The 21,547-nt window shown below is 65.7% G+C and carries 16 protein-coding genes and 1 tRNA gene; 11 read left to right on the top strand and 6 right to left on the bottom strand.

What is annotated here, in order from left to right; all coding sequences use genetic code 11:
* Positions 1 to 41 precede the first annotated feature (41 nt).
* Together tsaE and ACZK4H_RS14775 are read right to left on the bottom strand one after the other, a co-directional pair.
* On the bottom strand, positions 42 to 524 hold the full coding sequence (gene tsaE, locus ACZK4H_RS14770; RefSeq protein WP_099551890.1) for a tRNA (adenosine(37)-N6)-threonylcarbamoyltransferase complex ATPase subunit type 1 TsaE: 483 nt from the start codon (positions 522 to 524) through the stop codon (positions 42 to 44).
* Positions 521 to 2,005 (bottom strand): NAD(P)H-hydrate dehydratase, encoded by a 1,485-nt coding sequence (locus ACZK4H_RS14775; RefSeq protein WP_099551891.1) that lies wholly within the window; start codon positions 2,003 to 2,005, stop codon positions 521 to 523. Before ACZK4H_RS14775 ends, tsaE begins: the two co-directional genes overlap by 4 nt.
* A gap of 23 nt (positions 2,006 to 2,028) precedes the next feature.
* Here ACZK4H_RS14775 and queG point away from each other — a divergent pair, with 23 nt between their 5' ends.
* Together queG and xseA are read left to right on the top strand one after the other, a co-directional pair.
* A complete protein-coding gene (queG, locus tag ACZK4H_RS14780) occupies positions 2,029 to 3,099 on the top strand; it encodes a tRNA epoxyqueuosine(34) reductase QueG (protein ID WP_099551892.1) in 1,071 nt (356 codons plus the stop codon).
* A gap of 44 nt (positions 3,100 to 3,143) precedes the next feature.
* Positions 3,144 to 4,475: an exodeoxyribonuclease VII large subunit gene (gene xseA / locus ACZK4H_RS14785; RefSeq protein WP_099551893.1), complete on the top strand. Its 1,332-nt coding sequence runs from the start codon at positions 3,144 to 3,146 to the stop codon at positions 4,473 to 4,475.
* Positions 4,476 to 5,014: 539 nt separating this feature from the next.
* Here xseA and ACZK4H_RS14790 read toward each other — a convergent pair.
* On the bottom strand, positions 5,015 to 5,911 hold the full coding sequence (locus ACZK4H_RS14790) for a M48 family metallopeptidase (protein ID WP_099551894.1): 897 nt from the start codon (positions 5,909 to 5,911) through the stop codon (positions 5,015 to 5,017).
* A gap of 88 nt (positions 5,912 to 5,999) precedes the next feature.
* Positions 6,000 to 7,892, bottom strand: coding sequence for a formylglycine-generating enzyme family protein (locus tag ACZK4H_RS14795; RefSeq protein ID WP_099551895.1), 1,893 nt, complete (start codon positions 7,890 to 7,892; stop codon positions 6,000 to 6,002).
* 84 nt (positions 7,893 to 7,976) lie between these two features.
* On the opposite strand from ACZK4H_RS14795, the gene rnd reads away from it, so the two are divergent.
* Positions 7,977 to 9,056 (top strand): ribonuclease D, encoded by a 1,080-nt coding sequence (gene rnd / locus ACZK4H_RS14800; RefSeq protein WP_099551896.1) that lies wholly within the window; start codon positions 7,977 to 7,979, stop codon positions 9,054 to 9,056.
* Positions 9,057 to 9,191: 135 nt separating this feature from the next.
* Complete coding sequence (locus ACZK4H_RS14805) at positions 9,192 to 11,231, top strand: DUF4034 domain-containing protein (protein ID WP_239503784.1); 2,040 nt, start codon at positions 9,192 to 9,194, stop codon at positions 11,229 to 11,231.
* Between the two features lie 88 nt (positions 11,232 to 11,319).
* Here ACZK4H_RS14805 and ACZK4H_RS14810 read toward each other — a convergent pair whose 3' ends face one another.
* A complete protein-coding gene (locus ACZK4H_RS14810) occupies positions 11,320 to 13,650 on the bottom strand; it encodes a TonB-dependent receptor (RefSeq protein ID WP_099551898.1) in 2,331 nt (776 codons plus the stop codon).
* Between the two features lie 180 nt (positions 13,651 to 13,830).
* Entirely contained in the window at positions 13,831 to 14,412 is a 582-nt protein-coding gene (locus ACZK4H_RS14815) for a TetR/AcrR family transcriptional regulator (RefSeq protein WP_099551899.1), read from the bottom strand.
* A gap of 101 nt (positions 14,413 to 14,513) precedes the next feature.
* Between ACZK4H_RS14815 and ACZK4H_RS14820 the strand changes: the two genes are divergently transcribed.
* The 7 genes from ACZK4H_RS14820 to ACZK4H_RS14850 all read left to right on the top strand — a co-directional run bounded on the left by ACZK4H_RS14820 (position 14,514) and on the right by ACZK4H_RS14850 (position 21,504).
* Positions 14,514 to 15,569: a sugar phosphate isomerase/epimerase family protein gene (locus ACZK4H_RS14820; protein ID WP_099551900.1), complete on the top strand. Its 1,056-nt coding sequence runs from the start codon at positions 14,514 to 14,516 to the stop codon at positions 15,567 to 15,569.
* A 22-nt stretch (positions 15,570 to 15,591) separates the two neighbouring features.
* Complete coding sequence (locus ACZK4H_RS14825; protein ID WP_099551901.1) at positions 15,592 to 16,485, top strand: alpha/beta fold hydrolase; 894 nt, start codon at positions 15,592 to 15,594, stop codon at positions 16,483 to 16,485.
* A complete protein-coding gene (locus ACZK4H_RS14830) occupies positions 16,475 to 17,401 on the top strand; it encodes an alpha/beta hydrolase (RefSeq protein WP_099551902.1) in 927 nt (308 codons plus the stop codon). The genes ACZK4H_RS14825 and ACZK4H_RS14830 overlap by 11 nt, the downstream gene beginning before the upstream one ends.
* Before the next feature lie 94 nt (positions 17,402 to 17,495).
* Positions 17,496 to 17,571: transfer RNA gene (locus tag ACZK4H_RS14835), tRNA-Ala, on the top strand.
* A gap of 152 nt (positions 17,572 to 17,723) precedes the next feature.
* Positions 17,724 to 18,983, top strand: coding sequence for a tyrosine-type recombinase/integrase (locus tag ACZK4H_RS14840; protein ID WP_128988779.1), 1,260 nt, complete (start codon positions 17,724 to 17,726; stop codon positions 18,981 to 18,983).
* A gap of 263 nt (positions 18,984 to 19,246) precedes the next feature.
* Entirely contained in the window at positions 19,247 to 20,521 is a 1,275-nt protein-coding gene (locus tag ACZK4H_RS14845; RefSeq protein ID WP_160314169.1) for an HAD-IA family hydrolase, read from the top strand.
* Entirely contained in the window at positions 20,518 to 21,504 is a 987-nt protein-coding gene (locus tag ACZK4H_RS14850) for a DNA-processing protein DprA (RefSeq protein ID WP_180852082.1), read from the top strand. The genes ACZK4H_RS14845 and ACZK4H_RS14850 overlap by 4 nt, the downstream gene beginning before the upstream one ends.
* Positions 21,505 to 21,547 lie beyond the last annotated feature (43 nt).

Genomic DNA, 21,547 nt, shown 5'->3' on the forward strand with positions numbered 1-21,547 from the left:
TTTTTCCTTAATAATCCGTAACCTGCCGGTGTTTGTTCTCGTCAGCCGACAGAAATGGCCTGCAAGTCACCCCCTTGAGGGAGCCGTTTCAGCCATTCATTCCCTGCGTCGCTGGATCCAGTGAGACGCACGCGACGCCCCTGGCCCTCGATTTCCAGCGCCACCACCAGGTCGGTCGGCGGCAAGGCGCCGGCGCCCCGCTCGGGCCATTCGACCAGCCACAGCACCGCACTGCCCTCGTCCAGGCCGAGGAAATCCAGCTCGCCAGCCTGGCCGATGCGGTACAGGTCCAGGTGCCAGGCCTCGCCGCCACTGGCCAGCGGATAGCGCTCGACCAGGGTATACGTCGGGCTGCGGATGGCACCCTGCACGCCCAGCGCGCGCAGCAGTGCACGGGCCGTGGTGGACTTGCCGGCCCCGAGGTCGCCGCGCAGTTCGATCAGCGCCTGCGGCGGTCGGGTCGCCGCCAGCCACTGCCCGAGCAGTTCGGTTGCGTCGCTGTCGGCAAGGAAGAAGTCAGTCATGAAGAGCGTTCCGGGTTGGCCAGTCGCCGCAGCGGCACCAGCAGATCAGTGGGAAGCAGGCCGCGGGCGCCGTCGGCGGCCGCAGCGTCGCCAGCGAGCGCATGCAGCAGTGCACCAGCAGCGGCGGCGTCGAAGGCGGCCAGCCCCTGCGCGCACAGGCTGGCAATGATGCCGGTGAGCAGGTCGCCCATGCCCCCCACGGCCATGCCGGGATTGCCTGCGGCAATCACTCGTGGCCGTTGCCCGGGCGCCGCAACGATGCTGCCGGCGCCCTTCAGCACCACCACGGCGTGGAAGCGCTCGGCCAGTGCCTGCGCGCTGGCGTAGCGGTCGGCCTGGATGTCGGCGGTGCTGCAGCCGAGCAGGCGTGCGGCCTCGCCCGGATGCGGCGTAAGGATGGCGTCGGGCAGGGCGCGCGGATCCTGCGCCAACAGGTTCAGGGCATCGGCATCGACCACCAGCGGTTTGCCACACGCCAATACCCGTGCAAACAGTGCGCGCGCCCATTCGTCCTGGCCCAGCCCGGGGCCGATCGCCACCACCCTGGCCTTGTCCAGCAATGCCGGCAGCACATCGCCGTCTTCCAGCGCATGGGTCATCGCCTCCGGCAGGCGCGCCAGCAATGGGCCGACGTGATCGCGGCGGGTGCCCAGGCTCAGCAATCCCGCGCCCGCACGCAAAGCGGCCTCGGCCGCCATGGCGATGGCACCGCCGCTGCCATGGTTGCCGCCGACGCACAGCACGTGCCCGGATTCGCCCTTGTGAGTGTTGGCGCGGCGCGGCGGCAGCAGTGCCGGCAAGCGAGCCTGGGTCCAATGCTCTGCGGCGGATGACACGCCCTGCCATGCGGCCGCGGGTAGCTGTAGCGGCGCCAGCACCTTCTGACCACAATGATCCAGCGCGTCGCCGGTATACAGCCCGCGATGCGGCACGATGAACTGCAGGGTCAAAGCGGCCTTCACGGCCACGCCCGGTACGGCAGCGCGGTCGGCATCGACGCCACTGGGGACGTCCAGGGCCAATACCGGTGCCGCCTGCGCGTTGAGCGCGACAATCAGCGCCTGCGCCACGCCTTCCGGCGCGCGATCGAAGCCCAGACCGAACAGGGCATCAACCCAGATGTCGGCCTCGGGCAGCGCGCCGTCGAAATCGGTGATGGTGCCGCCGCCGGACGTGAATTCCGATGCTGCACGCTGCGCCAGCACGGTTGACGGCGACTTCCCCGGCATGGCGATCACCAGAACCTCGCGCCCGGCCTGCAGCGCATGACGGGCGAGCACATGGCCATCGCCGCCGTTGTTGCCCGCACCGACCACCACGCCGATCCGCCGCGCCTGCGGCCAATGCTGCAGCAGGCACTGCCAGGCGGCCTGGCCGGCCTGCGCCATCAGGCCCCAACCGCCCTCGGCGGCCAGCGCCGAGGCCTGCGCATCAAGCGCACGCGCGGCAGCGGAATCGAACAGATCGGCAAGGTTGGCCATGCGGGGATTTTATACTGGTGCACATGTCCCCCGTCCCCGCCCCTGTCGATCCGGCCCAGGCCGTACAGCGCATCCGCGAACTGGCCCGTGCGCATGGCTTCCAGCGCTGCGGCATCGCCGGCATCGAGCTGGGCGAGGATGAGGCACATCTGGCCGACTGGCTGGGCCAGGGCCTGTACGGCACGATGGACTGGATGGCGCGCCACGGCACCCTGCGCGCGCGCCCGGCCGAGCTGCTGCCCGGCACCGTACGGGTGATCTCGGTGGGCATGGACTACAGCCACAAGGACGACACCGAAGCCTGGGCAACCCTGGCCGACCCGGGCCGCGCCTACGTGGCCCGTTACGCCTTGGGCCGCGATTACCACAAGCTGATGCGCAACCGCCTGCAGAAGCTGGCCACGCAGATCAACGATGAAGTGGCACCGCTGGGCTACCGCGTATTCGTCGATTCCGCCCCCGTGCTGGAACGCGCACTGGCGCGCAACGCCGGCCTGGGCTGGATCGGCAAGCACACCTGCCTGATCGACCGCCACGGCGGTTCGTGGTTCTTCATCGGCGAGATCTACATCGATATCCCGCTGCCGATCGATGCACCGGCCACTGCGCACTGCGGCACCTGCACGCGCTGCATCGATGTCTGCCCCACCCGTGCGATCACCGGCCCGCATCGACTGGACGCACGGCGCTGCATTTCCTACCTGACCATCGAGCACGATGGCGCCATTCCCGAAGACATGCGGCCATTGATGGGCAACCGCATCTACGGCTGCGACGACTGCCAGCTGGTCTGCCCCTGGAACAAGTTCGCCAAGCGCACCGACGAAGCCGACTTCCGCGCACGCAACAACCTCGACACTGCCCGTCTGGACCAGCTGTTCGCCTGGGACGAAGCCGAGTTCCTGCGCCGCACCGAAGGCAGCCCGATCCGCCGCAGCGGCCATGAGCGCTGGCTGCGCAACATCGCCGTGGCACTGGGCAATGCGCCGACCACGGCCGAAACGCTGGCCGCACTGCACACCCGTGCCGACGATCCATCCCCCCTGGTGCGCGAACACGTGCAGTGGGCGCTGGGCCAGCACGCTCCGCGCTGACGTGCGATCCTGAGCACCCGTTCCACCTGCCGCACGCCGTTCCCATGCAGCCACGCAACGACGACATCCTCACCCCCAGCCAGCTCAACACCCTGGCCCGCGACCTGCTGGAAGGCAGCTTTCCGGCGATCTGGGTCGAGGCCGAGCTGGGCAGCGTGGCACGCCCCGCCTCCGGGCATCTGTATTTCACCCTGAAGGACGCACGTGCGCAGCTGCGCGCGGCGATGTTCCGGATGAAGGCGCAGTACCTGAAGTTCGTGCCGCGCGAAGGCATGCGCGTGCTGGTGCGTGGCAAGGTGACCCTGTACGACGCCCGTGGCGAGTACCAGATGGTGCTGGACCACATGGAGGAAGCCGGCGAAGGCGCACTGCGCCGCGCCTTCGAAGAGCTGAAGGCACGGCTGGAGGCCGAGGGCCTGTTCGACCCGGCACGCAAACGGTCGATGCCTGCACATGTGCGGCGACTGGCGGTGATCACCTCGCCCACCGGCGCCGCCGTGCGCGACGTGCTGAGCGTGCTCGGCCGCCGCTTCCCGCTGCTGGAAGTGGACCTGCTGCCGACCCTGGTCCAGGGCAGCACGGCCGCCGCGCAGATCACCCGCCTGCTGCAGGCCGCCGATGCCAGTGGCCGCTACGACGTGATCCTGCTGACCCGCGGTGGCGGTTCGCTGGAAGACCTGTGGGCGTTCAACGATGAAGCGCTGGCCCGCGCGATTGCGGCCAGCCACACGCCAGTTGTGTCGGCGGTGGGCCACGAAACCGACTTCAGCCTCAGCGACTTCGCCGCCGACCTGCGCGCGCCGACACCGTCGGTGGCCGCCGAACTGCTGGTCCCGGACCAGCGCGAACTGGCGTTGCGCCTGCGCCGCACGGCCGCACGCATGGTGCAGCTGCAACGGCACGCGATGCAGCAGGCGATGCAGCGCGCCGATCGCGCCCTGCTGCGCCTGAACGCGCAAAGCCCACAGGCGCGACTGGATCTGCTGCGTCGCCGCCAGCTGGACCTGGGCCGGCGCCTGCATGCTGCATTCAACCAGCAGCAGGAGCGTCGTGCCGCGCGCCTGCGTCATGCAGCGGCGGTATTGCGCGGGCACCATCCACAGCGCCAGCTCGACTCGATGCAGCGCCGCCTCGCCGCTCTGCGTGGGCGTCCGCAGGCTGCAATGCAGCGCCTGCTGGAACGCGATGCGCTGCGCCTGCGCGGGCTGGCGCGTTCGCTGGAGGCGGTCAGCCCGCTGGCCACCGTGGCCCGTGGTTACAGCATCCTGACCCGCAGTGACGATGGCACGCTGGTACGGAAGGTCGACCAGGTGCAGCCTGGCGATGTGCTGCAGGCGCGCGTCGGCGACGGCGTGATCGACGTACAGGTCAAGTAAAGGGGTGTTCGGCAGGGCTGCGCCCTGCACCTGCAGAGGCTTCAAGCAACGGCCGAAGCAACAGCCAAAGCGGCTCTGGATTGCTGATGGTTTGGCGGGGCGGTGTGGCTGTGCAGGACACGCCGTAAACCCATCCCTGGGGGCTCGATGGCGCCATCCATGGCGCCAACGGTCCTGCACAGCCACACCGCCCCACCCTCGACAGTTTCCCGATGACGGTCGGTAGATCCACGCCACGCGTGGATGAATCTCTGTCAGATATCGAATCAATTCGGGGTCAGATCCGTTTCCCGTAGGAAAACGGATCTGACCCCACGCCATTCCGACAGATCGCGAGAATCTGTCGAAGGCGGGGTGGGTCCGGTTGCGGGGGCGTGAGCCGCATGGATGCGGCGACCGAGCTTACATGGACGTACTTGCAGCGGCCCCCGCAACCGGACCCACCCCGCCTACCAACAGGAAACCCGCTTCTGCTTCGGCTGTTGCTGTTGCCTTGGTTCGCAGCGGGTGCAGGGCTGCAAGCCCTGCCGACCAACCTCCTACTTCGCCTGCTCGCAGAACTTCTGCCGGTACTCGAGCGCCTTCGGCACCAGCGCCTGCAGGTTCTGGATGCGGGTGCCCGGGTTCGGGTGGGTGGACGCGAACTCCGGCGGTGCCTGGCCACCACTGGCCTGGCCCATGCGCTGCCACAGCGGCACCGCCTCGCGGGGATCGAAGCAGGCAGCTGCGGCCAGCATCAGCCCCACTTCATCCGCCTGCGTCTCGTGGCTGCGCGCATAGGGCAGCAGATACCCATAGCCCATCGCCGACATCATCATCTGTTGCTGCTGCGCATCCATGCCACTGGCGGCGCCGGCCACCTGCCCGATCTGGGTCAGCTTCTGCTGGGCCATACGCTGTGCACCATGGCGCAGCAGCGCATGGGCGATCTCATGGCCCATCACAACCGCCATCGCATCGCGGGTGCGCGCTACCGGCACCAGTCCGGTGTAGACCGCCATCTTGCCGCCCGGCAGGCAGAACGCATTGGCCTGCTCGGACGGGATCACGTTCACTTCCCACTGGAAATCCCGCGCGAAATGCGCCGGCTGCACGCCATGCTCCTGCGCCAGCGCGGTCTCCACCACATCGACCTTGGCGATCAGCCGCTGGGCGATGTCGCGCACATCGCGCGCGATAGGCGCATTGGGGTCCATCGGCCGTTCCTGCGACAGGATCTGCTGGTAGGCCTGCAGCCCCAGCGCGGTTTCCTGGCGCGCGTCCAGGCTGCTGTCGATCATCACCTTCTCGCCGGTGTACGGATCGACCGTGCGGTTGGAGAACCAGTAGAACAGCGCATAGCCGGCGGCCAGCAGCAGCACCCACCAGCGGATGTTGCCGAACAGGCCACGCCGCTGCGGGCCTTGCGACGAGCGGGAGAAGGGATCGTTGCGCATCGGGGGACTTCCTGCTGGCCCCGCCGGCCGGCGGGCACGGCGCAATCTTAGTGCGCCACTGCCCGCAGCGGGTGAAGCCGGGTGCCGCTCAGATGCCGCGCACCAGGCGGAAGCCGATGCGGGCGTTGGTGGTATCCGAATCCTGGGATTGCCGCCAGGCCGCACGGGTCTGCTCGGGGGCATTGGCCCAGTTGCCACCGCGGATCACCCGCGACCGACAGCCCGGGTTGAACCAGGCGACGCCATCGGACGGTGCGCGGCGGTAGCTGGCATGCCAGCAGTCGGCCACCCATTCACTGAGGTTGCCGCCCATATCGTGCAGGCCGAAGGCATTGGCCTGGAAGCTGGCCACCGGCGCCGGCCCCCACCAGCCATCGCCGTACCCGATAAACGCGTTGTGCCAATGCCGGCCCGAAGGCGAAACGTCCTTGCTGCCGGTGAAGTTGCCGCTGCCCGGCGGCGGCACGCCGGCATCGCCCCACGGATAGCGGCCACTGCTGCCAGCGCGCAGCGCGTACTCGAACTCGGCTTCGCTGGGCAGCCGGTAGCTGCGGCCGGTCTGCTCGGACAGCCACGCCGCATAGTTCTCGGCATCACGCACACTGACGTGCATCACCGGCGAGTTGCCCAGCGCGCGGCCGCCGTCGTAGTCCGAGCGCCAGTCCACGCCGCTGCGGCGGATGAAATTGCCGCTGCGTTCGTCGTAGACCACCGAATGGCCACGCCGGGTCGCGCGTGGACGCGCATTGGACGCTTTCACGTAGCGCTCGAAGTCGCTGACGGTGATCTCGGTGATCGCCATGGCAAAGCCGCGATCGAAGCGCACATAGTGCGACGGACGCTCGGCATCACTCGAGCCCGGTTCGGCATCGCCCGCGCCCATCTGGAAGCCACCGTGGGGCACCACCACCATCTGCGGTCCGCGCCCACCATCGCGCATCGCATCACTGAACACCTGTCCTGGCCGGAAGCTGCCGTAATGGGTGGCCAGGTCGATGCGCTCGCGCAGCTGGCCTACCACTGCATCACCCGGCAGAGCGATGCGAAGTGCCTCGGCCAGTTTCTCGCGCGCCGGCTTCAGCCCTTGTGGCGTGGCAAGGTCACGCAGGCCGTCATCACGCAGTTGCAGCAGCGTGGCGGCGCGGATCTGCTCGATGCGCTCGAACGCGTCGGCAATCGTCGGCGACGAATCGCGCACTTTGCTGGCTTCGGCCAGCCAGGTACCCGCGCTGGCGAAATCGCGCGCCCGCGCGGCATCTTCGGCACGGCGGATCAACCCGCTCTCGGCAGCGGCCAGGCCCTGCCGTACGCGGCTGTTGCCTTCATCCAGCGCCAGTGCCTCACGGAAATTGCCAATGGCACCGTCGCCATCCTCGCCGATACGGTCCGAGCGAAGGTCTTCCTCGCCAGCGCGGTTGTAGGCCACCACGCGTTGCGCCAGCTCCACCCGCGCCTGCAGCGCACGCACCTTCTCATCCTTCGGCGCCAGCGTCAGCAACACCAGTGCCTGGCGGCTGGCCTCGGCCAGTGCCTCGCGCTGCTTCAGCGGCCGCACCAGCAGGGCATCGGCCAACTGCTGCAATCGCTGACGGGCACGCTGCAGGCCCAGCCGGGCCTGGCGGTCATCCGGGTTTTCTTCCTGCACCGCCAGCCACAACGGAATGGCAGCATCCGCATCTTCATAAAGCCGCCCTTCGGCGAACGCCTGCTCGGCAGCACGCCGCAACTGGACCAGGCTGCGGCCCTGGCGGTCCACCCGTGGCGGCGTCCACTGCTGTACGTCCTCGGCGGCATCTTCACCGGCGATGGTCACGCTGCCCTGCCGGGCCTGCGGACTGGCATCGGTGCCGGTGTCGGCCCCCTCGGCCGCGGGCGCCTCTCCGCTGGCGGCCCTGTCCGCCGGCGCGGACGGCGACGGCGTGCAGCCGGCCAGGGCCACGGCCAGGGCGGTGCACAGCACGGGCGACAACGGAAAACGCAAGCAGAGCCTCCTTCGGCACGGACGCGGACCGACGTTAGGCTATTCTCCCCTGCCTGAGCAAACCCGAGTAGTAGGCCCTGACCCGTGGCAACCTGGATCACCACCCCCGCCGAGCTGGATGCGTACTTCCAGCAGCGACCGACCCGCATCGGCCTGGACACCGAATTCATCCGTGAACGCACGTTCTGGCCGCAGCTGGCGCTGGTGCAGATGGCCGTTGGGCAGGACATCCTGCTGATCGACCCGCTGATTCCCGGCATGACCGAAGCGCTTGCGCCCTGGCTGGCCGATGAATCGATCACCAAGGTAATGCACAGCGCCAGCGAAGACCTGGTTGCCTTCAAGTGGGCCTGCGGCGTATTGCCGCGGCCGCTGTTCGACACCCAGATCGGGGCATCGCTGGCCGGCATCGGCGGCGGCATGGGCTACCAGAAGCTGGTCGCGGAGATCACCGGGGTGGCGCTGGCCAAGGGCGAGACCCGTTCGGACTGGATGCGCCGCCCGCTGTCCGAGTCGCAACTGCAGTACGCCGCCGACGACGTCGAGCATCTGTTCGCACTGCACGACGCCATCGATGCCAGGCTGCAGGCGCTGGGCCGCCAGCAGTGGCTGCACGACGATGGTGAGCGGCTGCTGGCCAGCGTCGCCAATGATGAAGACCGCTGGCCGCACCTGGCGATGCGCTCGGCACAGTTCCTTGATGCCGCTGCACAGCGCCGCCTGCTGCGCCTGCTGCGCTGGCGCGATGTGCAGGCACGCAGCAGCGACCGCCCGCGTAGCTGGATCCTGGACAACGAGCTGGCCGCCACCCTCGCGCGCACGCCTCCGGCCGACGCGGCGGCGCTGGGCAAGCTGTTCGAGCAGTTCCCGAAGGCACCGCGCAAGCTGGCCGGCGCCGTGTGGCAGGCACTGGAGACGCCGCTGGCCGATGAAGCCGACGCGCCGCTGGCACTGCCGGCCAACGACAGCAACAAGCAGGCCCTGAAGAAGCTGCAGGATGCGGTGGCCGAGCGCAGCCGTGAGCTGGGGCTGCCGGATGGCATCCTCGCCTCGCGCAAGCATCTGGAAAGCTATCTGGAACGTCGCCAATGGCCGGCCGCACTGGCCGGCTGGCGCCAGCAGGAACTGGAGTCGCGGCTGCAGGCACTGTTGCCCGCGCACTGAGATCAACCGGCGCCGGTACCGCAAACATGAGCATCTGCCACGCTTGCCGGCGTGCGCGTGGACCTGTCCAATAGCGTCCCCGCTACTGTTGGATTGCATCAGATGACAAATGGACTTGCGAAAGACGGCCTTTCCATGGACGACCTGGCCTGGCGCGTGCAGGCGCGCAGCGCACTGCAGGAACACGACCATGCAGCACTTGAGGCGCTGCTTGCCCCACACGAACAGGCCTGGCTGAACGGCGCCCGGCCGCTGCCCGGCATCCGCTGGCGCCTGCGCAACCTGCAGGACGCGGCGCTGCCCCTGGATGAACGCCTGCAGCAGGCGCAACGGTGGGTTGCCGCCGCTCCGCACAGCTACTACGCACACCTGCGCCTGGGTGCCTGCTGGGAATCGGCCGCTGGGGCCCTGCGCAGCGCCGACGTGGCCGCACTGGTGGAAGACAGCCAGTGGCTGGCCGCACAGCAGGCGCGCGACCACGCCGTGCATGCCTATCTGCAGGCAATTGCGCTGTCGCAGCGCCCGGCGCTGGCGCTGGATGGCATCAAGCGCATCACCAGCTACCTGCGCGAACCAAACTGGCTGCGCGCGCTCCAGGCGGGGCAACCGCCGGAGTCCGATGAAGCCGCCCTGGCCGAGCACTATCCGCAGGCGTGGCCGCAGGCGTTGCAGTTGCTGTCGCGCTTCGGTTCGCCCCTGCAGCACCTGCCGGAATGCCTGCCGCCGCTGTTGCGCGATCGCAGCGAGGACGATTTCGATGCCCCCCTCGCGTACTGGATGCGCCTGGTGCTGGAACAGCGTCCGGACGACCTGGGCACGCTGGAAGACACCCTCTACTACCTGTACCCGCGTTGGGGCGGCAGCCACGAGGCGATGGAGGATTTCATCGAAGGCAGCTGGTGCCGCGGCCTGGAGCTGGCACAGCGCAATGCGTTGCGCTGGTGCAAGGAACAGGACTGGATGGGCGAGCTGCCGCGTCGCGGCGATGCCGAAGCGGTGGCCGTGCACGAGCGCGCGTATGAACAGATCCTGGACTGGCACCTGGAGGGCTACGTGCGTGCTGAAGTCCTGACCCAGCGTGCCGCACTCCGCTTTCATCTCGGGCGCATCGAGGAGATCGAAGACCAGGTGCAATGGGACACCGGATGCATGCAGGCCGCGCTTGAGGACCTGCAGCACGCGTGGGCACTGGATCGTGACATGGTCCTGCACGGTGGTTTCAGCAGTCTGGAGGCCTGCACCTGGTTCGCCCATGTTGACGGCGCCGAAGCGCTGTTCGCGCAGGTCGTGGATTACGCCGCGCGCGAAGGCGATTCGGCGCTCGGCCTGCTCTGGGCGGCCACCGCCATCGAGCATGGGATGCTGGGCCAGGCAGCCGATCCGGCACGTGCCCGGCCCCTGCTGCAGCGCGCCCTGGAACTGGCGGCGCAACAGAAGACCTCCACGGTTACCTTTGCGTCCAACCTGTTCTGCGATGTCTCGCAGGACGCGGGACTGTCGTTGTTGCAGCGCATGGCCGACGACGGAGACGCCGGTGCGATGGCCGCGCTGTGCGACCTGTACAAGGGCCGGCTGGGCGGCCGCGACCAGCCGGACTTCGTTGATGCCCAGAAAGCCCTGTACTGGCAGGAGCGTGCCGTCGAAGGCGGCGACCTGATCGCCACCTACAACCTTGGCGTGCGCCTGGTTGCCGCCGGTGGCGCTGACAACGAAGCGCGTGCGCGCGAACTGTACCTGCGCTGCCTGCGCGAAGCCGACGCCGGTGAACGCGTGTGGGGCCCGGCCTGCCGCAACCTGGCCTGCCTGGCCTTCGATGGCCAGAACGACGCGCACAAGCGCGAAGCGGTCGAACGCGCCTTGATTCCGCTGTGGTGGCGCGGTGAGGACGATGACAAGCTGTGGGCGGCCGGCTACCTGGCCGACGTGTACCACTTCGGCAACGGCGTGCCGGCCAACGCCTTCCTTGCCCTGACCTGGCTGCAGCGCGCCAGCGAGATCGACACGGAGTACGTGGATGTGGTGCGCATGGCGCCGCTGATCAACGGCGAAGGCCGCTGGTTCGGCGCCAGCCGCGCGCGCAAGCAGCAGGCGCAGGACCGCCAGCAGGTGGACAGCGCCACCTGGGCCCTGACCTTCGGCCAGCGCAGCCAGGACAGCGACCTTACCGCAGTCTGAAACAACGAAAAGGGCGGCCCGGAACTCCGGGCCGCCCTTTGCATTCCAGCGGTGCGATGACGGGAGAACCCGTCACCGCGCCAGCGCCTTACCAGTTCATGTTCAGCGAGACACCCACGGTGCGCGGTTCGTTGTAGACCGCGGCCATGTAGTTCTCGATCACGCCCTTCAGGTTCTTCTCGTTGGTGATGTTGCGCGCGAACAGCGCCACTTCGTAGGCACCGTAGTTGCCCGAGTAGCCGATCTTCAGGCCACCCTCGAAGTCACCCTTGGAGTTGAACTCCTTGCTGTCGTACAGCACGAAGCTGGTGTAGCCCTGCTTGTTCCAGTCGGTGGAGACGAACATGGTGCCAGCGTCGCTGACCGGGAAGTCGTAACGGGCGGCCAGGTTCACGTTGTACTTCGGCGCATTCGGCAGCGGGTTGCCGTCGATCTGCGCGAAGGTGTTGGCGCCGACCTCGATGGTCGGATCATTCACCGTGCAGACCACCTGGCCGTTGAGGCCGCAGACCTGCGCGTACACGCGCTTGTCCTTGATCTCGCTGTGCAGCAGGCTCAGGCCAGCGCTCAGGGTCAGGTTCGGGATCGGGCGCAGTTCCATGTCCGCTTCGAAACCGTAGGCCTTGGCCTTGTCGGCGTTGAACAGCACGCCATTGCCGTCCGAATCGTTGCCGTTGAGCTGGATGTCGTTGACGGTGTAGGTGAACGCGGTGGCGTTCAGGCGCAGGCGGTTGTCCCACAGGCTGCTCTTCACGCCCGCTTCCCAGGACAGGATCGTCTCGGAATCGGCGGTGGTGAAATCGGCATTGAACACCGCCGAACGGCCCTGGATGGTCGGGCCGCGGAAGCCACGTGCGACCTTGGCGTAGACGCTCACGTCCGGCGTGATCTGATACATCGCGCTCAGGTCCCAGCTCGGGGTGGTGTCGGACATCTTGACGTCGGTGCGGCCCTTGTAGGTGACCACGCCGGCAGCGGTATCAGCGGTCTTCAGCAGACGCGTGTGCTTCTCGTCCTTGGTCTGGCGCAGGCCGGCGGTGACGGTGAACTTGTCGGTGAAGGCGTAGCTGATCTGGCCGAAACCGGCCCACGAAGTGTTCTTGTTGCGCAGGCGCACCCAGTTGTTCGGGTTGCGTGCCGCGCCCTGCAGGAACCACGCGCGCTGGTAGAAGTCGGTGGTGTCGCTGCCGTTGAAGTAGAACGCACCAGCCTGCCACTGCAGGGCGCTGTCATCATGGCTGGCCAGGCGGAATTCCTGGGTCCACTGGTCCAGATCACGGATGCGGCCCATCGACTGGCCATATCCGTTCGGCACGCCGTTCACCGGGAAGTTCACCGCAGCACCGCCGTCGGTGTCGCCACGGCTGTAGCCGGAGGTGGTCTCGTAGGCGGTGATCGAGGTGAAGTCGATCGCACCGAAGTCGTAGCGTGCCTTCACCGAGCCGCCGTAGGTCTTGTACGCCTGCGGGTTGTTGTCGGCTTCGTCGTAGGCGACCTTGTCGCGCGGCACGTCGGTCTTGTTCGAGCCCTTGGTCAGCGCGCCGCGCAGGAACAGGGTCGAGGTGCCTTCATAATCGCGGGCGTGGGCCGAGGCCAGGATCGAGAACTGGTCGCTCGGGGTCAGCAGCAGCTGCGCGCGCACGTTGCGGTCATCGAAGCCGCCCATGGCGTTCTTCTTCGGGCCGACCGTGCCATCGGCACTCGGGCCCTTGTAGGTGTTGTCGACATAGTCGTCGCGGTGCTGGTACAGGGCCGACACGCGGAACGAGGCGATGTCGTTGATCGGGCCGCCGAAGCCGCCGTCGATCGACACGCTGTTGTAGGTCGCATAGCTGGCGCTGACGCGGCCGGTGTAGTCCTGGGTCGGCTTCAGGGTGTCGAACTTGACGATGCCGGCGGTGGTGTTGCGGCCGAACAGCGAACCCTGCGGGCCGCGCAGCACTTCCACCTGGTCGACGTCATAGACCGGGTTGGACTTCAGCACCACGTGCTCCAGCACCACGTCGTCCTGGATGATCGACACCGGCTGCGAGGCACCCAGGTAGAAGTCGATGTTGCCCAGACCTCGGATGTAGAAGCGCGGGAAGATGCGGCCGGTGGTGGTTTCCGCATACAGGCTCGGCACGCGGCCGGACAGCGCCAGCAGGGTGTCGTCGCCGCCTGCGGTGAAGTCGCGCATGCGCTCGCCCTGCACCACGCCGACCGAGACCGGCACTTCCTGCAGGTTCTGCTCGCGGTGTTCGGCGGTCACGGTGATCGTGTCCAGCCCGGTCGGGGTCGGCGCGCTGTCCTGCGCGGCGGCACCGAAGCTGCCAACCAGGGCCAGGCCGGCACAGGCCAGTGCCAGCGGGTGGCGGCGGAAGGAAACAAGGGAAGACGACAGACCCGACAGGCGGCGGGAATCGGTATGGGAGGGCATGCAATGCTCTGAGGAGGCGTCCGTGCGGCCTGCGCGAGCCGGGCGGCAAAAAGGAGGAAAACTGCGCAAGCGGCCATTATCCCCCAAATTGTTACGATTTCGTTGCGCGGCACCCAAACCCGGCGAAACAAGCGGTTTCGGCACAGTCACCGGGCATTCCGCACGCCCTGAAGGCTTGACTCAGGGCAGCGGGCCCAACGCCACATCGACCATCGCCAGCAGCCGCTCGCGGCTGATGCCGTCACGCGCCTGCACCGAAATGCCGTGCAGCACCGTGGCGAAGTGATCGCCCAGTGCCTGCACCGCCACATCGCCGACCAGCTCCCCTTCGGACTGCGCCTGCTGCAGGCGCGCGATGATCGCCGCCGTGCGCTGGCGACGATGGCTGGCCAACCAGTCCCGCACGCCTTCGCCATCGGGCGAGACGCTGCTGGCCGAGGACACCACCAGGCAGCCATGCGGACGCCCACGACGGGTGTAGGTCAGCACCGCCTCGCGCAGCATGGACCCGATCGCCTCGCGCAGCGTGGCCTGCTCCAGCGCGCGCGGCGCGAAACCACCCTCGCCTTCTTCGTACAGCGCAACGGCTTCGCGGAACAACTGCTCCTTGCTGCCGAACGCGGCGTAGATGCGTGCAGAGGCAATGCCCAGTGCTTCGACCAGTGCCGACATCGACGTGCCTTCATAGCCGTGCTGCCAGAACAGCAGCATCGCCTTGCGCAACGCCTGGTCCCTGTCGAATTCGCGCGGTCGCCCTGCCATCTGCCTGCCTGCTCCAGTGAGGCGCGCAGTGTAACGCGGGTGTTGACCACCGCGAGGGCCGCGCCTATTCTTTGTCGATCGACAAACAATTGGAGCAACACATGCAGACCCTCAAGGGCCCCAGCCTGCACCTGGCGCAGTTCGCCGGCGACCAGGCCCCATTCAACTCACTTGCCGGCATTGCCGCGTGGGCCGCCGGCCACGGCTTCAAGGCCCTGCAGATCCCGGCCTGGGATGCACGCCTGTTCGACCTGGCCACCGCTGCCGACAGCCAGGACTACTGCGACGACCTCCGCGGCACCCTGGCCGAGCACGGCCTGCAGGTCAGTGAGCTGACCACCCACATCCTCGGCCAGCTGGTCGCCGTGCATCCGGCCTACGACGAACTCTGCGATGGTTTCGCACCCGAAGCACTGCGCGGCAATCCGAAGGCCCGCAGCGAATGGGCGCAGCAGCAGCTGCACCTGGCCGCCCGCGCGTCACGCCGTCTCGGCCTGCAGGACATGGGCACTTTCTCCGGCTCGTTCGCCTGGCCCTACCTGTTCCCGTTCCCGCAGCGCCCACCGGGCCTGATCGACGCCGCGTTCGATGAACTGGCACGACGCTGGCGGCCGATCCTTGACACCTGCGAGGACAACGGCATCAACCTCTGCTACGAGATCCATCCCAGCGAAGACCTGCATGACGGCACCAGCTTCGAACGCTTCTTCGAGCGCGTCGGCCAACACCAGCGCTGCCGCATCCTGTTCGATCCCAGCCACTTCGTGCTGCAGCAGCTGGACTACCTGGAGTACCTGGACATCTACCACCCGCTGATCCGCATGTTCCATGTCAAGGACGCCGAATTCCGTCCGAGCGGGCGCCAGGGCATCTATGGCGGCTATGCCGACTGGACCGAACGTGCGGGCCGCTTCCGCTCGCTGGGCGATGGCCAGGTCGACTTCAAGTCGATCTTCTCCAAGCTGGCCCAGTACGACTACGCGGGCTGGGCAACGCTGGAATGGGAGTGCTGCCTGAAGGACCAGGAAGCTGGCGCGCGCGAGGGCGCCGCGTTCATCCGCGACCACATCATTCCGGTCACCGACAAGATTTTCGACGACTTCGCCGGTGCACCGATCAGCACCGCGCAGATGCAGCAGATGCTCGGCATTGCCTGAGCCCCAACGGAGCACTCCCCCCATGACCACTTCCCTTTCCGCTGGCGCTGCCGGCGACGCTTCGCTGCGCCACCACTACCTGCGCATCGATGGTCAGCGCGTGCATTGCGTATCCGCCGGCCACGGTGAACCGGTGCTGCTGATTCCCGGCTGGCCGCAGACCTGGTACGCCTGGCGCCACGTGCTGCACGCGCTGGCCGAGGCCGGTTTCGAAGCCATCGCGGTCGATCCGCCGGGCATCGGCGAATCCGGCCGCCCCGCCCACGGCTACGACACCGGCAGTGCCGCCGCCGTCCTGCACCAGACCATGCAGGCACTGGGCCACGACCGCTATCAGGTGGTCGGGCATGACATCGGCATGTGGATCGCCTATGCGCTGGCCAGCGACCAGCCGCAGGCGGTGCGCCAGCTGGCGGTCACCGAAGCGGTGATTCCAGGCCTTGCGCCGGAACCGGGCATCTTCGCAGCACCGGCCGACAACATCTTCCTCTGGCACTTCATGTTCAACCAGGTGGCCGACCTGCCCGAAGCACTGATCAGTGGGCGCGAACGCGCCTACCTGGAGTTCATGTTCGATCGCTGGTCGTACCGGCGCGATGCCGTGGCTGCCGATACCTACATCGCCGCCTACAGCCGCCCCGGCGCACTGCGGGCCGGCTTCGCCTGGTACCGCGCGATTCCGGAAACGATCCGCCAGAACAAGCAGCGCGCGCAGCGCCGGCTGGCGATGCCGGTGCTGGCCATCGGCGCCGAGCACGCCACCGCCGATGCGCCGATGCTGACCCTGCAACCGCATGCCGACAACGTGCGCGGCAGCATCGTGCCGGGCTGCGGTCACTTCATCATGGAAGAAGCGCCGCAGGCGTTCCTGGCACAGCTGCTGCCGTTCCTGCAGGAGGCACACCATGCAGCTTGAACCGGCGCTGCAGCAGTTCGTCGATGCCGTCGCGGCACATCCGCTGCCGGACGACCTGCGCGAGCTGCGTGCGATCAGCGAGAGCGCGCTGCCACAGCTGCAGGGGGCGCCGCAGCCGGTTGCACATGTGATCGAACACACGGTGATCGCACGCGACGGGCATGCGTTGGACGTCCGCCTTTACACACCGGAAGGGCTGCCCGATGGACCGGCGCCGGCGTTGTTGTTCGCCCATGGCGGCGGCTGGTTCCAGTGTTCGCTGGCGGTCTACGACGGTCCCTGCCGTGCCCTGGCCAATGCCAGCGGCTGCGTGATCGCCGCCGTGGGCTACCGGCTGGCGCCGGAGCACTCGTTCCCGGTTCCACTGCATGACGTCGCCGACGCCTGGCACTGGTTGCAGGACAACGCCGAGCGCCTCGGCCTGGACCCACAGCGGCTGGCGATCGGTGGCGACAGCGCGGGTGGCAACCTCGCAGCCGCCTGCTGCCTGCTGCTGCGCGAACGGGGCCTGCCGCAACCGTGCCACCAGCTGCTGCTGTACCCGGCGCTGGATGCCGGCATGAGCAGCGATTCCTACCGCGACTACGCCACTGGCTATTACCTCAGCGCCGAACTGATGCAGCGCTGCTGGCAGGCTTATCTGGGTGGCCTGGATCAGCCGCCGTCACTGGCCTCGCCCGCCCACGCAACCGACCTGCAGGGGCTGGCGCCAGCCTCCGTGCTCAGCTGCGAGCACGATCCGCTGCGCGACGAGGCCGAGCAGTACGCGCACCGCCTGCAGGCTGCGGGTATCCACTGCACGCTGGAGCGGCTGCCGGGGATGATCCATGCCTGCATCCACCTGCAGGGCGTTGCTGTTTCCACCGGCGTGGCGGTACAGCGCGCGGGCGATCTGCTGCGCCAGGCCCTGGTCTGAACCGGCCGGGGGCGGTAGCAGATCCACGCCTGCCACCGTCCCGGCCCGGCGCTTGGCAAGCCCGGCAGGCAGCGCTACACTGAAAGCCTGCCGTGGGGCCATAGCTCAGCTGGGAGAGCGCGTCGTTCGCAATGACGAGGTCAGGAGTTCGATCCTCCTTGGCTCCACCACTATTCAGACAAAACAGCGTGCCGCGAGGCGCGCTTTTTTGTTTTTCAAGGGTTTAACCGGCATCTGCGTGAATGCGGATGATCCGTGTCCGACCATCTTTCGACCCGTTTTCCTACGTTTGGCTTAAGCCGAACTTACGGAAACAAGCCCGATGCGGATCGCCCTCACCAAGAAAACCGTTGCTACTGTTCTACCGAAGGATCGCCCCTACGAGCTCAGGGACGCGCAGGTGCGCGGTCTACTGCTCCGGGTGCAGCCCTCTGGATACAAAGCTTGGATTGTCACTTGGGCGCACGGAAAGCGTCGTACGCTTGGGTCTACCGATCATATCTCGCTTGACCAGGCTCGAGATATTGCCCTCAAAGTGATGGCCGAGTACGTCCAATCGGGCTTACCCAACATCGCAAAGCCAGAGCTCCCAAGGATCACGCTCCGAGCGTATCTGGACGACCACTACGCCCTTTGGGCCAAAACAGAGCTTAAGCGGGCGGACGACGCGCTGCGGCGCATCGAGCAGGCCTTCGCTGACCTGCTGCCTATGACTTTAAAAGACATCAACGCCAAAGTCATCGAACGATGGTGGGTCACGCGACTGAAGGACACTGTTCGACCCGGTGCTAGACAAACCATCACAAAGGCCACCGCATCGCGGAATTTGGCTACCCTACGGTCAGCCCTGTCCAAGGCAGTTAAGTGGGGAATGCTGGAAGCCAACCCCGTCACGGAAGCTGCACTGAAGGTCTCGAAGCCTCGTAGCGTGGTCCGTTTCCTCAGTCCCGCTGAGGAGCACTCCTTGCGTGCTGCTCTCACATCCCGCGATTGTGCCGTCTCGCTGGCACGTAAGTCGGGAAACAGGTGGCGTGCAGATCGTAAACGCGCATTGCTCCCGGAAATACCTACAGGAGCCTATGCCGATCATTTGCATCCATTGGTGCTACTAGCCATGAATACTGGTCTCCGCAAAGGCGAACTACTTTCGCTGGACTGGTCGGATATCAACATGCAAGCGCGGCTTCTGACTGTTCGACCTGAACATGCCAAGTCTGGGAGGCAACGCCATGTACCGCTAAATGGCGAGGCGATGACCGTACTGCGCCAGTGGGTATCGCAGTCAACGGGTAATGGAGCTGTGTTTGGGGTTGCTGGCATGAAATCATCGTGGGAGAAGCTCTTGATCGATGCCAAGATCATCAACTTCCGTTTCCACGATCTGCGCCATCATTTTGCCAGCAAGCTAGTTATGGCGGGGGTGGATTTAAACACTGTCCGGGAACTATTGGGTCACGCTGACTTGACGATGACCCTGCGTTACGCACACCTTGCGCCAGAACATCTTGCAGCGGCAGTGGCAAAGCTAACTTACGGGCAGCCACGCCCAGCCAGCGCCCCGCAATTCGGGGAACCTCGATAATCTGCATGCAGGCGGCGCAAAGCGAGACCCGCTTCAGAACCAGCTCAATTCGAGCCCCCCTGAATACACATACATGTCTCTCAGGGCCCTTATCGCAGATGCCCTCGACCTGAACTGCAGGCCGGCAGGTCCACACTATGCACTAGATGTACTAGCACGACCTCTAAGTGTCATTCATAGCGCGACATACCACTCGCCATTCCCACAAGGCATCGAGTATTCTGGTTATGCCATCAGGGGGATGGCTGATAAGGATTTCGACAATGATTGACCTGTGCCTTTTCGACCTGGATAACACCCTACTTCGCACCGATGACCTGGATGTAATTCGGCCACAGGGCGTCGGGAAACAAGCGGATCAAGCATACGCGGCTGAGCTGCTGCATAGCTTCGGAGATCCAGCGCCGCGATACATTTACGCACCAGCGCACTTAGATGCACTGAAGGCACGATGGCCTCAAATGAAGATGGGTATCTTCACTCGTGCACCACGCGCTTATGCACAAGTACTGTTACAAGCCGCATATCCCAACATGCACTGGGATGTGGGAATTGGCTATGAAGATGTGGCTTATGGCCTATGGAAGCCAAATGGAGAAGGAATCAGGCTGGCAATGCAGCGAATGGGTATTGCTGACCCTCGCCGCGTGGTTATGGTCGGCGACGAATCTGCCGATGTAAAAGCCGCCTACAATGCTGGTTGCTACACGGTCCTGGACAAGGCCTCGTGGCCTAATGACTGGCGGAACTGGGACAACTATAAGCACTGGGACGCATTGAAGCTTCTTCCTGACGCAGTCATCGAGTTCCCAAGAACGCTCCACCAAGTTCTTGAAGACATTGAGTCGTATGCTCTGAACCTAGAGTGGCAGTTCAACAATTCGATGGATGATTCGCATCAACCCAGCTTTTGCGAGTTCAGCCACATCTTTCCGCGCGAAGTAGGTGAAGGCAACACGAGGGTCAAGATTAGCTTCGCGGGGCGACACTTCTCAAACTGGCCCTCCGTCGCAGCACGCCTGCAATGGCACGCCCTTACACACAACATCCACGCTCACAAGGATGCTCAGCAGTTCCCGGCGCAGTGGTGCAATTCCGTATACGCCTATGTCCGCAGGACCTTTCCACTGCTGTCGTTCCTCGACAGCTCAGTGACCGTGGCCGCCATACCTGCACGCCCCGGACGCAGTCCACGCATGCAATACTTCATCGCGCAGCTACAAAACGACTTTAGACAGCGAGAACCACTGGGCACAACGCACGATGCAGTGCAATTCAGCACCACACTACTGTCTTACAGGAATGGCGTCCGATCACACAGCGGGGATCACCTCAAGCGGGTTCCGCGCTTTGAGAACGTGCGCGATCACCTGGTGGTCACCAATCCAGCCGATGTAGGGGGCAAGGATTTTGTTATCCTTGACGATGTTTGCACCAGCGGCGCGACCCTGATGTACGCCCACAAGCGCTTGATGGATGCGGGCGCCCGCAGCGTGGCGCTGTTCGCCCTTTCCAAGAACGTGAGCAATGTGCTGTGACCGTCATTTCCCCAGGCACCGGAAAATTGCTGGCGCTGTCCATGCTAAAAGGCGTGGGTCCTGCTTCGCTGCGAATGGCCGTTAATGTAGCCAACTTTGCCTCGGCCCCTATAGAATCGATCGCGAAGCAGGTTCCTCGCTTGGCGTCCGTCACTCACACTACGCTGTGGGCGGAGGCATTGGAGAAGGCCGAAGTACAGGTAGAACAGGCGGAAAAGACGGGCGCACAAATCTTGTCGGTGCTCGACCCGTCCTACCCAGCGCTACTCAGAGCCACCAGAGACGATCCGGTCATTTTGTACGTCAAAGGCTCTCTTGCGGACAACCCTAACCATTCAGTCGCAGTGATTGGGACCCGTCAGCCAACCAAACACGGGGTGATGATCGCCGAGCGCATCTCCCAATTTTTGGTCGCTCATGGCTGGTCAGTGGTCAGTGGCCTAGCCCTTGGCTTGGATGCCGTCGCCCACCAAACTGCATTGGAAGCGGGAGGACATACTGTGGCAGTTATGGCCCATGGCCTGCACACCGTGGCGCCCTCCAAGCATAAGACCTTAGCCCAAGAAATCCTGGACAAGGGCGGAGCATTGGTCTCCGAGTATCCATTCGGCGTGGAAGCGCGACCGGAGTTTTTCGTCAAACGAGACCGTATCCAGGCCGGATTGGCGCAGGGCGTCGTGATGGTCCAGTCCGATGTGAAGGGCGGCAGCCTACACGCTAGCCGCGCCGCCCTGGACTACGGACGCTGGTTGGCCGTGCCTGAACCTACCAGATTGGATGCGGAAAACATGGAGCCGAAGGTACAGGCGAACATGCTAATTGCATCTGGCAAGCACGATCAGATATCCGAGCTCCTGGGCTGCTCGCCAATTGCGCTGCGAAAGGTGCTCATACTTAAGGGGCGAGACGACTATTCGCAACTTCTCGAAATGCCCCCGCCCGAATGGGGGCAAAGGCCACAGAACCAAGCAGGGCTCCTATGAGACAAGCATCCATGGCGATCTTTATGCGATGCTCGCCACGACT

It is taken from the genome of Stenotrophomonas sp. 78350_Sma (genome assembly GCF_056482105.1).

Coding starts and splice junctions, on each gene's coding strand:
- ACZK4H_RS14825 (WP_099551901.1), top strand. CDS start 15,592: ATGACCACTTCCCTTTCCGCTGGCGCTGCCGGCGACGCTTCGCTGCGC.
- ACZK4H_RS14820 (WP_099551900.1), top strand. CDS start 14,514: ATGCAGACCCTCAAGGGCCCCAGCCTGCACCTGGCGCAGTTCGCCGGC.
- ACZK4H_RS14815 (WP_099551899.1), bottom strand. CDS start 14,412: ATGGCAGGGCGACCGCGCGAATTCGACAGGGACCAGGCGTTGCGCAAG.
- ACZK4H_RS14840 (WP_128988779.1), top strand. CDS start 17,724: ATGCGGATCGCCCTCACCAAGAAAACCGTTGCTACTGTTCTACCGAAG.
- ACZK4H_RS14775 (WP_099551891.1), bottom strand. CDS start 2,005: ATGGCCAACCTTGCCGATCTGTTCGATTCCGCTGCCGCGCGTGCGCTT.
- ACZK4H_RS14845 (WP_160314169.1), top strand. CDS start 19,247: ATGATTGACCTGTGCCTTTTCGACCTGGATAACACCCTACTTCGCACC.
- ACZK4H_RS14805 (WP_239503784.1), top strand. CDS start 9,192: ATGGACGACCTGGCCTGGCGCGTGCAGGCGCGCAGCGCACTGCAGGAA.
- ACZK4H_RS14830 (WP_099551902.1), top strand. CDS start 16,475: ATGCAGCTTGAACCGGCGCTGCAGCAGTTCGTCGATGCCGTCGCGGCA.
- tsaE (WP_099551890.1), bottom strand. CDS start 524: ATGACTGACTTCTTCCTTGCCGACAGCGACGCAACCGAACTGCTCGGG.
- xseA (WP_099551893.1), top strand. CDS start 3,144: ATGCAGCCACGCAACGACGACATCCTCACCCCCAGCCAGCTCAACACC.
- ACZK4H_RS14790 (WP_099551894.1), bottom strand. CDS start 5,911: ATGCGCAACGATCCCTTCTCCCGCTCGTCGCAAGGCCCGCAGCGGCGT.
- ACZK4H_RS14810 (WP_099551898.1), bottom strand. CDS start 13,650: ATGCCCTCCCATACCGATTCCCGCCGCCTGTCGGGTCTGTCGTCTTCC.
- queG (WP_099551892.1), top strand. CDS start 2,029: ATGTCCCCCGTCCCCGCCCCTGTCGATCCGGCCCAGGCCGTACAGCGC.